The organism is Anaerobacillus sp. ABR4_321 (genome assembly GCF_056158505.1).
Window position 1 is genome coordinate 1 of the sequence record NZ_JBSWTK010000001.1, and the last position, 13,046, is coordinate 13,046.

10 protein-coding genes and 3 rRNA genes are annotated in these 13,046 nt (G+C 45.5%); 4 read left to right on the forward strand and 9 right to left on the reverse strand.

The features are described 5' to 3' along the window. Positions 1-529: 529 nt before the first annotated feature. The 5 genes from rrf to ACXADT_RS00025 all read right to left on the reverse strand — a co-directional run bounded on the left by rrf (position 530) and on the right by ACXADT_RS00025 (position 6,749). Positions 530-646: ribosomal RNA gene (gene rrf, locus ACXADT_RS00005) — 5S ribosomal RNA — on the reverse strand. 55 nt (positions 647-701) lie between these two features. Beyond that, a 23S ribosomal RNA gene (locus ACXADT_RS00010) occupies positions 702-3,631 on the reverse strand. Positions 3,632-3,844: 213 nt separating this feature from the next. Next, positions 3,845-5,394, reverse strand: a 16S ribosomal RNA gene (locus tag ACXADT_RS00015). Together the 16S, 23S and 5S rRNA genes form the textbook arrangement of a ribosomal RNA operon. A 405-nt stretch (positions 5,395-5,799) precedes the next feature. Then, positions 5,800-6,132, reverse strand: a complete 333-nt coding sequence (locus ACXADT_RS00020; RefSeq protein WP_474832815.1) for a CHY zinc finger protein — start codon at positions 6,130-6,132, stop codon at positions 5,800-5,802. Continuing rightward, positions 6,132-6,749, reverse strand: coding sequence for a class I SAM-dependent methyltransferase (locus tag ACXADT_RS00025; protein WP_474832816.1), 618 nt, complete (start codon positions 6,747-6,749; stop codon positions 6,132-6,134). The genes ACXADT_RS00020 and ACXADT_RS00025 overlap by 1 nt, the downstream gene beginning before the upstream one ends. A gap of 317 nt (positions 6,750-7,066) precedes the next feature. Between ACXADT_RS00025 and ACXADT_RS00030 the strand changes: the two genes are divergently transcribed. Continuing rightward, on the forward strand, positions 7,067-8,137 hold the full coding sequence (locus tag ACXADT_RS00030) for an ATP-binding protein (RefSeq protein WP_474832818.1): 1,071 nt from the start codon (positions 7,067-7,069) through the stop codon (positions 8,135-8,137). 53 nt (positions 8,138-8,190) lie between these two features. On the opposite strand, the gene ACXADT_RS00035 is transcribed toward ACXADT_RS00030, so the two are convergent. Next, a complete protein-coding gene (locus ACXADT_RS00035) occupies positions 8,191-9,078 on the reverse strand; it encodes an alpha/beta fold hydrolase (protein WP_474832819.1) in 888 nt (295 codons plus the stop codon). Between the two features lie 124 nt (positions 9,079-9,202). Here ACXADT_RS00035 and ACXADT_RS00040 point away from each other — a divergent pair, with 124 nt between their 5' ends. After that, the gene (locus ACXADT_RS00040) at positions 9,203-9,724 is read left to right on the forward strand and encodes a GNAT family N-acetyltransferase (RefSeq protein WP_270182597.1); all 522 of its coding nucleotides are present in this window, start codon (positions 9,203-9,205) and stop codon (positions 9,722-9,724) included. 41 nt (positions 9,725-9,765) lie between these two features. Here ACXADT_RS00040 and ACXADT_RS00045 read toward each other — a convergent pair whose 3' ends face one another. Both ACXADT_RS00045 and ACXADT_RS00050 read right to left on the reverse strand, forming a co-directional pair. Next, positions 9,766-10,938 carry an aminotransferase class I/II-fold pyridoxal phosphate-dependent enzyme gene (locus tag ACXADT_RS00045; RefSeq protein ID WP_474832821.1) on the reverse strand — a complete coding sequence of 391 codons (1,173 nt, stop codon included), beginning with the start codon at positions 10,936-10,938 and terminating at the stop codon, positions 9,766-9,768. Positions 10,939-11,080: 142 nt separating this feature from the next. Further along, complete coding sequence (locus ACXADT_RS00050) at positions 11,081-11,410, reverse strand: YmaF family protein (RefSeq protein ID WP_474814033.1); 330 nt, start codon at positions 11,408-11,410, stop codon at positions 11,081-11,083. Positions 11,411-11,518: 108 nt separating this feature from the next. Here ACXADT_RS00050 and ACXADT_RS00055 point away from each other — a divergent pair, with 108 nt between their 5' ends. Further along, complete coding sequence (locus ACXADT_RS00055; RefSeq protein WP_474832822.1) at positions 11,519-12,247, forward strand: glycerophosphodiester phosphodiesterase; 729 nt, start codon at positions 11,519-11,521, stop codon at positions 12,245-12,247. A gap of 100 nt (positions 12,248-12,347) precedes the next feature. After that, a complete protein-coding gene (locus ACXADT_RS00060; RefSeq protein WP_224884444.1) occupies positions 12,348-12,437 on the forward strand; it encodes a YjcZ family sporulation protein in 90 nt (29 codons plus the stop codon). 37 nt (positions 12,438-12,474) lie between these two features. Here ACXADT_RS00060 and ACXADT_RS00065 read toward each other — a convergent pair whose 3' ends face one another. Next, positions 12,475-12,966, reverse strand: coding sequence for a YtxH domain-containing protein (locus tag ACXADT_RS00065; RefSeq protein ID WP_474832824.1), 492 nt, complete (start codon positions 12,964-12,966; stop codon positions 12,475-12,477). Positions 12,967-13,046: the final 80 nt, after the last annotated feature.

Consider the following 13,046-nt stretch of genomic DNA (forward strand, 5'->3'; position numbering starts at 1 on the left):
GGGGCGATATCCGCGAATTTTTCGTTTTATCCGCGATAATCATGATATATCCGCGCTTTTCGATTTATATCCGCGAAATCGGGGCTTTTATCCGCGATTCAAAGATTATATCCGCGAAACCCCTTTTCAAGAACCCCTGATTACTAAATCCCATAGTCAGACAAAACAAAAAAGTCAGAGCTCAATGCTCTGACTTCTCTCTTTGCCTAGCGACGTCCTACTCTTGCAGGGGGAGAGCCCCCAACTACCATCGGCGCTGAAGAGCTTAACTTCCGTGTTCTCATACGGGGCGCGATAAGCGGCGAACTTCTTCGTCAGCTGCGCGATGCTGGATCCTCATAGATCTCCGAATATCTACTCCGGTCCAGCCTCACTTGCTTCCTCGAATTTCTTGCTTCTCCCACCCCTACGAAGCTTTCGAAGATGCCCTTTTCTCTCTTCTCAATGAAGGTACTTACCTTACGGTCTCGCAATAAAAACCAAAAAAGCATACAAAAAAGTCAGAGCTCAATGCTCTGACTTCTCATTTGCCTAGCGACGTCCTACTCTTGCAGGGGGAGAGCCCCCAACTACCATCGGCGCTGAAGAGCTTAACTTCCGTGTTCGGCATGGGAACGGGTGTGACCTCTTCGCCTTCATCACTAGACTATTCAGGTATTCCCTGAAAACTAGATAGCACGCAACATCGTATTCCAATTTTTTAGGTTAAGCCCTCGATCGATTAGTATTCGTCAGCTCCACGTGTCGCCACGCTTCCACCCCGAACCTATCAACCTCATCATCTCTGAGGGATCTTACCAGCTTGACGCTGTGGGAAATCTCATCTCGAGGGGGGCTTCATGCTTAGATGCTTTCAGCACTTATCCCTTCCACACGTAGCTACCCAGCTATGCTCCTGGCGGAACAACTGGTACACCAGCGGTGTGTCCATCCCGGTCCTCTCGTACTAAGGACAGCTCCTCTCAAATTTCCTGCGCCCGCGACGGATAGGGACCGAACTGTCTCACGACGTTCTGAACCCAGCTCGCGTACCGCTTTAATGGGCGAACAGCCCAACCCTTGGGACCTACTTCAGCCCCAGGATGCGATGAGCCGACATCGAGGTGCCAAACCTCCCCGTCGATGTGGACTCTTGGGGGAGATAAGCCTGTTATCCCCAGGGTAGCTTTTATCCGTTGAGCGATGGCCCTTCCATGCGGAACCACCGGATCACTAAGCCCGACTTTCGTCCCTGCTCGACTTGTAGGTCTCGCAGTCAAGCTCCCTTGTGCCTTTACACTCTGCGAATGATTTCCAACCATTCTGAGGGAACCTTTGGGCGCCTCCGTTACTCTTTAGGAGGCGACCGCCCCAGTCAAACTGCCCACCTGACACTGTCTCCGCACCGGATCACGGTGCTGGGTTAGAATGTCAGTACAGCCAGGGTAGTATCCCACCGACGCCTCCACCGAACCTAGCGGTCCGGCTTCTATGGCTCCTACCTATCCTGTACAAGCTGTACCAAAATCCAATATCAGGCTACAGTAAAGCTCCATGGGGTCTTTCCGTCCTGTCGCGGGTAACCTGCATCTTCACAGGTACTATAATTTCACCGGGTCTCTCGTTGAGACAGTATCCAAGTCGTTGCACCTTTCGTGCGGGTCGGAACTTACCCGACAAGGAATTTCGCTACCTTAGGACCGTTATAGTTACGGCCGCCGTTTACTGGGGCTTCGATTCAGAGCTTCTCCCGTAAGGGATAACCCCTCCTCTTAACCTTCCAGCACCGGGCAGGTGTCAGCCCCTATACATCGCCTTGCGGCTTGGCAGAGACCTGTGTTTTTGCTAAACAGTCGCTTGGATCTTTTCACTGCGGCTCCCCTGGGCTATTCACCCGAGGAAGCACCCCTTCTCCCGAAGTTACGGGGTCATTTTGCCGAGTTCCTTAACGAGAGTTCTCCCGATCGTCTTAGGATTCTCTCCTCGCCTACCTGTGTCGGTTTGCGGTACGGGCACCTCTTTCCTCACTAGAGGCTTTTCTTGGCAGTGTAGAATCAGGGACTTCGGTACTTAAATTCCCTCGCCATCACGACTCAGCCTTCACGGTGAACGGATTTGCCTATTCACCAGCCTAATCGCTTGGACGCGCATATCCAGCAGCGCGCTCTCCCTATCTTTCTGCGTCCCCCCGTCGTTCAAACGGAAAGGAGGTGGTACAGGAATATCAACCTGTTATCCATCGCCTACGCCTTTCGGCCTCGGCTTAGGTCCCGACTAACCCTGAGCGGACGAGCCTTCCTCAGGAAACCTTGGGCTTTCGACGGACAAGATTCTCACTTGTCTTTCGCTACTCATACCGGCATTCTCACTTCTAAGCGCTCCACCAGTCCTTTCGGTCTGACTTCGCAGCCCTTAGAACGCTCTCCTACCATTGTCGTAAGACAATCCACAGCTTCGGTGATACGTTTAGCCCCGGTACATTTTCGGCGCAGCGTCACTCGACCAGTGAGCTATTACGCACTCTTTAAATGATGGCTGCTTCTAAGCCAACATCCTGGTTGTCTAAGCAACGCCACATCCTTTTCCACTTAACGTATACTTTGGGACCTTAGCTGGTGGTCTGGGCTGTTTCCCTCTCGACTACGGATCTTATCACTCGCAGTCTGACTCCCGCGGATAAATCGTTGGCATTCGGAGTTTGACTGGATTCGGTAATCCGGTAGGGACCCCTAGTCCAATCAGTGCTCTACCTCCAAGATTCTTGCCGCGAGGCTAGCCCTAAAGCTATTTCGGAGAGAACCAGCTATCTCCGGGTTCGATTGGCATTTCACCGCTACCCACACCTCATCCCCGCATTTTTCAACATGCGTGGGTTCGGGCCTCCATTCAGTGTTACCTGAACTTCACCCTGGACATGGGTAGATCACCCGGTTTCGGGTCTACGACCACGTACTCCTTCGCCCTATTCAGACTCGCTTTCGCTGCGGCTCCGCCTTCTCGGCTTAACCTTGCACGGGATCGTAACTCGCCGGTTCATTCTACAAAAGGCACGCTGTCACCCATTAACGGGCTCCAACTAGTTGTAGGCACACGGTTTCAGGTTCTCTTTCACTCCCCTTCCGGGGTGCTTTTCACCTTTCCCTCACGGTACTGGTTCACTATCGGTCACTAGAGAGTATTTAGCCTTGGGAGATGGTCCTCCCGGATTCCGACGGGGTTTCACGTGTCCCGCCGTACTCAGGATCCGTCTCGGAGGGCAGCGGATTTTGACTACAGGATTGTTACCTTCTCTGATGGACCTTTCCAGGTCGCTTCGTCTATCCGTGCCTTTGTAACTCCAATGAGACGTCCTACAACCCCAGAGGGCAAGCCCTCTGGTTTGGGCTGTTTCCGTTTCGCTCGCCGCTACTCAGGAAATCGCGATTGCTTTCTCTTCCTCCGGGTACTGAGATGTTTCAGTTCCCCGGGTATGCCTTTTACTTCCTATGTATTCAGAAGTAAATACCATCCCATTACGGATGGTGGGTTCCCCCATTCGGAAATCTCCGGATCAAAGCGTACTTACTGCTCCCCGAAGCATATCGGTGTTCGTCCCGTCCTTCATCGGCTTCTAGTGCCAAGGCATCCACCGTGCGCCCTTAGTAGCTTAACCTTAGATTTCGCTAGAAACAGTGTTCTAACGTCATCGGTGCACATCGTTAGATGTGACTAACTAAGTTATAACGCAAAAAATAATAATTATTGGATGTCGTTGTTTGTGCTATCTAGTTTTCAAGGAACGTGAAAGAATACAATCATTCTTTCAAAACTAAACGAAACGCTCATGCAAGTTTGGCAACCAATGTTGCCTCGTAATTCTCCATAGAAAGGAGGTGATCCAGCCGCACCTTCCGATACGGCTACCTTGTTACGACTTCACCCCAATCATTTGTCCCACCTTCGGCGGCTGGCTCCAAAAGGTTACCTCACCGACTTCGGGTGTTACAAACTCTCGTGGTGTGACGGGCGGTGTGTACAAGGCCCGGGAACGTATTCACCGCGGCATGCTGATCCGCGATTACTAGCAATTCCGGCTTCATGCAGGCGAGTTGCAGCCTGCAATCCGAACTGAGAACGGCTTTATGGGATTCGCTTCACCTCGCGGTGTCGCTGCCCTTTGTACCGTCCATTGTAGCACGTGTGTAGCCCAGGTCATAAGGGGCATGATGATTTGACGTCGTCCCCACCTTCCTCCGGTTTGTCACCGGCAGTCACCTTAGAGTGCCCAACTGAATGCTGGCAACTAAGATCAAGGGTTGCGCTCGTTGCGGGACTTAACCCAACATCTCACGACACGAGCTGACGACAACCATGCACCACCTGTCACTCTGTCCCCCGAAGGGGAACGTCCTATCTCTAGGAGTGGCAGAGGATGTCAAGACCTGGTAAGGTTCTTCGCGTTGCTTCGAATTAAACCACATGCTCCACTGCTTGTGCGGGCCCCCGTCAATTCCTTTGAGTTTCAACCTTGCGGTCGTACTCCCCAGGCGGAGTGCTTAATGTGTTAACTTCAGCACTGAGGGTGGAACCCCCCAACACCTAGCACTCATCGTTTACGGCGTGGACTACCAGGGTATCTAATCCTGTTTGCTCCCCACGCTTTCGCGCCTCAGCGTCAGTTACAGACCAGAGAGCCGCCTTCGCCACTGGTGTTCCTCCACATATCTACGCATTTCACCGCTACACGTGGAATTCCACTCTCCTCTTCTGCACTCAAGTCCCCCAGTTTCCAATGGCCCTCCACGGTTGAGCCGTGGGCTTTCACATCAGACTTAAGAGACCGCCTGCGCGCGCTTTACGCCCAATAATTCCGGACAACGCTTGCCACCTACGTATTACCGCGGCTGCTGGCACGTAGTTAGCCGTGGCTTTCTGGTTAGGTACCGTCAAGGTACCGCCCTATTCGAACGGTACTTGTTCTTCCCTAACAACAGAGCTTTACGACCCGAAGGCCTTCGTCACTCACGCGGCGTTGCTCCGTCAGACTTTCGTCCATTGCGGAAGATTCCCTACTGCTGCCTCCCGTAGGAGTCTGGGCCGTGTCTCAGTCCCAGTGTGGCCGATCACCCTCTCAGGTCGGCTACGCATCGTGGCCTTGGTAAGCCGTTACCTTACCAACTAGCTAATGCGCCGCGGGCCCATCCTACAGTGTTAGCCAGAGGCCAACTTTCAACGTTGCATCATGCGATGCTACGTATTACCCGGTATTAGCTCCGGTTTCCCGGAGTTATCCCAGTCTGTAGGGCAGGTTGCCCACGTGTTACTCACCCGTCCGCCGCTGAGAAATGGGAGCAAGCTCCCATTTCTCCGCTCGACTTGCATGTATTAGGCACGCCGCCAGCGTTCGTCCTGAGCCAGGATCAAACTCTCCGATAGAAAAGTTCAATCTAGCTTTAAAACAATGTTTGTTTCCGTAGAAACAAGTTCTTGCATGGCGTTTCGTTCAGTTTTCAAAGATCGATTGTCATTCTATTAAACTTCCATTCTGTCTATCTCGTTTGTTTCAGCGAGTGACAACTTCTACTTTAACAGCAGTGTCGGAATGTGTCAACACTTTTTTATAAGTAATAAAAAAGGTTGATGTCGTTTTTCGAAGTGACAAGATATATCTTATCATCCCCTGCAAGCTTCGTCAATAACTTATTCCAAAAAAATATCTCCCTCATATAGGGAGGTGCTTCTGCCCGTGAGTGGGTGGTCTTCCTTTCTATCAAGAAACAGTTTCATTACAGTCTTCTTCTATCTTATCAATGCTATCGTAATCTAAAAGTCTATAAACTACTAAACTTGAAAATATAAGTGATGGTGAAGAGAACACTTATCGTTAAATGCTGATCCACAAGATGGACAGCTTGAGTTAGATGTAAGGTATTGATTAATTGTAAGCTCAGTCTTACAACTTCCGCATAGCACTGCAAATTCGTTCCATTTGTTCTCTGGCCATAACTGTATATCATGAGATACGGTTTCTTCATGGCATTTAAAACATGGGAAATACGAATCGCAGCAATAAAACTTAATCGCCACGATGTCTTTCTCAGTTTGATAATGTACACATCTTGTTTCATTGTCTATGGGCTTTCCCTTTATCTCCGTTTCTTTCAAGTAACCCACTACTCCTTTTCTATAATCGCTATTCCAAAAGAATATTTCGTTCCTTCTCGGGGCGGCTCGAAAATGACACCACGCTGGTAATAATAGTCTACTTTCTTATATGGAGAGAGTAGTTCCCCGAACTCCTCCTCTGTCAGCTGATGGATATGGAAGGGTTCGTTCGTCGGCTTCCCTCTTCCTCTTCCAAAAGGTGTAGAGACGATTAATGTTCCACCGGGCTTCAATATCTTCATTAGATTTCGTAAAAACTGCCGGTCATCTTCTACGTGTTCTAATGTTTCAAAGCTTACGATCGAATCAAACTGGCCAAGCTTAGAAGGTAGTTTGGGATCTAGCGCATCTGCACACTCATACGTCACGAGCGGATGATGATAACGACCTCTGGCATATGTTATTGCTTCGATGCTTCGATCAGCCCCAACTAACTCAGTAATGATAGACTTGTTTTTCTTTGCCAGATACTGACTTCCATAACCACTTCCGGATGCAATATCCAACGTCCTCCCTTTCACAAATTCGCTTGCAAAATAATACCTGGCTAAATGTTCGAGCAGCATCCCGTTAGTCGGCTTCATCGTATCAGGAATAATTCGTTCCCCAGTATTCTCTAACAACATGACACCCCCTTCTTAGTTTGATTTTGAGTGAAACTCTTTGTTTATTTTTTCCACAACGGGGTACGGTATAAAGTGAATTATGCCCCGTACGCGCGTCATAAAAAATATAGCTACATGCTTTACACTTCTAAAGATAACCCTCAACTAGTGCTTAGAATCGAAAGTTAGCTCGTTTTCACTAGACTATATCATCCTTTAATTGAAAGCAATCGCTCATCTTCATTTATCATTTTGTAATTATGAAAGGGTATTTTCATAAATTGTGGAACTTACCATTTAAGGAAAACAAAATCATTAAGATAAATGGGGGATTTGAAATGGAAAAAGAAAGCGGTCTAGATACAAACAACCTCAAGCTTATCTTTCGCCATCTATCAGATCTTATTTTTCTTATCCGAGTTGTTGATTTACAACACTTTGAGATCGAAGCCATTAATGAGGGGTACCTAGCAAACTACAAAACGACGAAAGAAGATATTTCAGGAAAACGAATCGAAGAATTTTTAGGTATGGATCAGGGCATTAAAGCGATTCGGCGTTTTCAAGAAGTCATCATTCGAAAAGAAACGCTGCACTTCGAAGAAGCCTATACCTTTCCTGAGCAAGGATACCGTATGTTCGATATCACGCTCGTTCCGATCATTGAAGGGAATACGGTCGCGAACCTTATTGGAACAGCAAAAGATATTACAGAAAGGCGATTAAATGAAGAGCAGCTTGCTCAATCCGAGAAACTATCCGTTGTTGGTCAGCTAGCCGCTGGAATTGCACACGAGCTGAAGAACCCCCTCACATCATTGAAGGGTTTTTTAAAATTAATCGAATTCCAGAACAAAAATCAAGATGTTGAGCGTTATATTAAAGTAATGGACACAGAGTTTAATCGGATTGAACAAATCATCGAGGAATTCTTAATGTTAGCGAAGCCTAACAAGGTCAATTTCAGCTACTATCATATTGACCACATTATTGAAGAAGTGATCGAACTATTAAATGCACAGGCAAACATGGAATCGATCATCTTAACGACAGAGTATCCTGACAGTCTTCCACCTGTTTATTGTGAGAATAACCAGCTAAAGCAAGTGTTTATCAATATTATAAAAAATGCGATCGAAGCGAGTAACGATGGTGAAAGGGTGGTCATTAGCGTCGCCACTTTTGATGATCATATCGAAGTATGCGTTAAAGATTTTGGCGGAGGGATTCCAGAAGAGGATATCAAGAAAATAGGTTCACCATTTTACACAACAAAGAAACAAGGAACTGGCCTAGGTCTTGCTATTTGTAAACGAATCATAGACAAACATAATGGAAAATTTTCAATAGACAGTGCAACCGGCCAAGGGACGAAAATAACTGTCTGCCTACCCATTCACCATACTTAAAACACCACCTTGTCGTCATCGACATAGGTGGTGTTTTTCTAATGCATTCGTTTCTAGTGTGAACGTGAAGAACTTTCAATAGAAGAAAGGTCTTCCTGAGCAGCAAACCAACCTCGAATTTCGTTTACTACTTCCTCTGGCTTTTGCCAGTGAAGAACATGCCCCGCATCTTTAATTGCAGTTATTCTACATTCACTTTTAATCGCCCTTCTCATGGAATCTACTGCATCCACTCTAACCGCTTCTCCTTCTTCTGGTAACGTTCCTCTTAACAAGTAAACCGGAACAGAAATGGTATCGAATACTTTACTAGAAGGTTCATTATAGAGCGCTTTTATAATAGCTCTTGCTGTTTGCTCAGATGTTCTCATCCGAACACCATCGGTATCAGACGTCATGTCTGCATGAACCATTTTTTGTAGCGCTTCTGACCATCTTCCAACTTCCGCTTTCTTATTATCTTCGTATTCTTCAATCGATCGAAAATGAGAACCATTGATCCAATCAGACATGCGTTGTAAGTGCTCATCGAGATCTGCAGATGGTTCATCTGACGGAGAAAGATATCCTCCATCCAGCATGACAAGTCCTTTCACATCCTCTTGATACAACCTTGCATAATGAATAGCGATCGCAGCCCCCCATGAATGTCCAAGCAAATAAAACGGTCTATTGGACACTTTTTCAATGACCGCCTTCAGCCACTCTGTAAAAGGTGTGGATAGGTAGGCGTCATCTTCCATGAAAGCATCTGTTTTACCATGACCAGGTAAGTCAAATGATATCAAATGAAATTGATCCTTCAACTCTTCTGCCAACTCAATAAACCCTAAAGCATTGTTCGTTAATCCATGCAGACAAATGATCGGAGGATTTTCTGGATTCCCCCACTTATAACCATGAATCGATTGGCCTTCTACTTTTATCTCGAATTCTTTCATCTATACCTTCCTTTCATACTTCCCTTGCTAACCATAATTCGACTGGAAGGGAATCATCCCCTCTACGTAGAAAACAAATTAAGAAGAATGCACTACTCGATATTTACACTTTTGGGGGACAATTATGAGGATACGAAAAGCATTTGTTGAAGATTCGACTGATATTGCAAGGGTTCACGTAAACAGTTGGCGTACAACTTATCAGGGAATAGTACCTAGCTTATTTCTTGATTCACTCGATATGAAAGTGCGAGAAGCGCGCTGGAAGAAAGGGTTAGAAGACGGAAAGAGTATATTTGTAGCAGTCAATGACAAGGACGAAATCGTCGGCTTTGCAAATGGCGGTAAGAATAGGAGCGAAGATCTCCCTTATGATGGTGAACTATACGCGATCTATTTATTAGAAAGTGCACACCGTAAAGGAGCTGGTAAAAAACTCCTATGTCATGTAGCGAAGGAACTAAAAGACGAAGGACATCAATCTATGCTTGTTTGGGTACTTAATGGAAACCCTGCTGACCAGTTTTACCTTCATTTTGGCCCAAGCTATGTGATGGAGAAAGACATTACGATTGGAGGAGAAGAGCTTCTTGAAACCGCCTATGGCTGGAGTGATATAGATGATATTTTGTCCGTGTGTTCGTAACTGTAAAAAGGTCGCAAAGCATGCGACCTTTTTTAACAGAGCTAAAACAAATCTAGTTTTTCAATACGACTGACCGCTTCTCTCAACCTGTCTTCTGAGGTCAACAAACCAGCTCTAACATACCCTTCACCATATGTTCCAAACCCATTTCCTGGTGCTACAACTACTTTAGCTTCTTCTAATAGGTAGTCAGCAAATGTCTCTGAAGTAAACGATTCAGGAACTTTTAACCAGGTAAAGAAAGAACCAGCTGGCGCCTTTACATTCCAACCTATGTCCTTTAGCCCTTCGATCAACACACTTCTTCGGCTTTCATACATGTGATTCAAATCTTCCACACATTTCTGTGAGCCTAATAGGGCTTCTGCAGCTGCCTCTTGAATTCCACTGAACAAACTAACATAGAGGTGATCTTGTAATAAATTGATGCTCTGGATAACGGATGGATTTCCGATCGCAAAGCCTACTCGCCAGCCTGCCATATTGTACGTTTTGGACATCGTGTAGATTTCAATACCGACGTCTTTTGCACCGTCTACTTCAAGAAAACTTATCGGTTTCTTTCCATCGAAGCCAATCGCTCCATAAGCAAAATCATGAACGACACAAATATCATGCTCATTTGCACGCTTAATCGTATCCTCAAAAAAAGACTCTGTTGCTTGTGCAGCAGTCGGGTTATTAGGATAGTTTAGAAACATCAGTTTTGCTTTACGAAAATCTTCTTCTGAAACCGCTTCATAATCTGGTAAAAAATCATTTTCCTCTAATAGAGGCATGGGATGCATCTCTGCCTCGGCCATCGCGACTCCTGACCAGTAATCCGGATAACCTGGATCAGGCATCAATGCTTTGTCTCCTTTATTCAATAAGCATTGACTCACTTCTACCAAGCCTGCTTTTCCACCAAACAAAACAGCTACTTCCTGTTCAGGATCAATCGTCACATCAAATTCCCTTTTATAAAATTCAGCAACAGCTTGCTTTAGAAAAGGTTGTCCTCTGAACGGTGGGTATTTATGATATTCAGGTTTTTCAGCAGACGACTGCAGTGTTTGAATAATGTGCTGTGGCGTTGGTTGGTCAGGATTACCTTGTCCTAAATTAATGATATCGTGTCCTTCTTCTTTATACCGGTTCACTTTAGCGGCTAGTTTTGCAAAGAATTGTTCTGGTAATCTCTTTAATGCGTCCGATTGCTCAAACTGTTTCAAACAACTCACATCCCATTTATAATTTTCTATAAATTCTAGTAATTTATGTTATCTTGAATATTCGCTTCTGTAAAGTCATGACGTAGGATTCCCTATAGGGATGGTTCATAAGACATAAAAAAAAGAGGCAAACCTCGCCTCTTTACCAATTAGTAGGATAGTACCCTAAAGGCTTACTTGTTCCCCCAAAAAATGCATGCTCGTGTTCAGTATGGGAAAAAGTTTCTCCATCAAATTCATGATAATGTCCTCCACCAGGTAACGGGATAGGAGGTCCAGTTTTTATACTGAAACGATGCTGATGATGATTTTGCATCGTCACCCCTTCTAATCTATGAACGTGCTCATCACGATCATTACCACTCGCAGGGAAACTAAAGCCAACGACATGATGATCGTGATCCTCTTTCTCAGTCGTTTTCGTCTTAAAATGATGGGTATGTGCAAAAGGAAGCTGCATTCCTTTGTTCATCTTTCGACCACCTTTTTATCATTATTCGTTTTGGCTGAAAGGAAACAAGCCTCTTGAATAGAAAAAGAAGTTAAGTACAGCTATCATATGAAAAGGAAGAGGTGACTTATGCGTTCAACCTTAATGGTTTATGGTCATCGGGGCTCAGCCGGTACTCACCCAGAGAATACACTCGTCTCTTTTAAAGCTGCAGAGAAGGCAGGCGTTCACGGGATTGAGCTTGATGTGCAATTAACGAAGGATGGCGTTCCAGTCGTGATTCACGACGAGAAGGTAGATCGAACAACAAATGGTGTGGGATGGGTGAAAGATTACCAATACGAGGAATTATGTAAGCTTGATGCTGGCGGGGCTTACTCAAAGCGATTTCAAGGTGAACCCATTCCAAGTCTAGATGACGTGTTAGCTTGGATTAAGCCGACTTCTTTACGGTTAAACATTGAATTAAAGACCGGTTATCTGCCATATCCAGGAATAGAAAACACAATCATCGCTCTTTTACACCATCATCAGCTAACCGATCGAACCGTTCTTTCATCGTTCAATCACTATAGCATTCAACGTATTAATCAACAGGAGGATAGCATTGAAACAGCGATCCTCCTTTCAGATAAACTTGTTCACCCATGGGAATATATGAAAAGGACGGGAGCAAAAAGCATTCATATCGAATACCATGCTTTGGATGAATACCTAATGGAACATACAACAAAGCTACAGATTCCAGTAAGAGTTTATACGATCAATTCGATCGATCAAATGAGTAAAGTTGAATCCATGGGATGTGAAGCCATGTTCACTGATTATCCAGCCGTTGCTATTCAACGTAACGATTAGGGCTAATTCACTAAAAATGTGCGATAGCCTACTTCCGATTCACCCAGTCACGACATAGGTTATTACTGAACCAAAGAAAACAACGAAGGGGTCGTTTTATATGGGTGGATATGGATACAACCAGGGATTTGCTCTAATCGTCGTGCTGTTTATTTTGCTAATCATCATCGGAGCTTCTTGGCTATACTAAAAAAACAAGCCGGCTAAACGCTGGCTTGTTTTTTTAGTTATTTTACGTTTGGATTCGCCGTGACATTTCCAGGTGTGCGTGATTCACTTCCGGGAACGGTTGTTTGTTCATCAGAATCCGTTACTTCTTGACCTGCTTCCTTTACTTTCGAACCTATTTCTTGTAATCCCTCGCCAGCTTCTTTCGCAGATGAAATCACTTCACTAGAATCCTCTTTAACTTGGTTTACTTGGTCCACAACCTCATCGTTCACTTTCTCATAAAGCGTTTGAGCGTCATTAACAGCTTCCTTCAACACTTCTGATGCTGACTGGATACGGTCCATCCAATCATTCTTAAATTCAGATGGGTTTTCCTTTACGTTTGTGTACAACCCTTTAGAAGAATCGACCGCATTACTCGTTGCTCTCTTCACCTTTTGGCGTGTAGTGGAATCTAGCATCGCAACCGCTCCTCCAACGATCGCTCCTACTACGATACCTTTCATTAGTTTACTATTCTTTTCTTCATTTACAGTGGTCGTTTGCATGGGTTCTTCCTCCTGTATAAATAGATTGTTATCTACTAACTCTAATTTCTCTCTTTCCCTTTCCTTCAAAAGCTAAACTA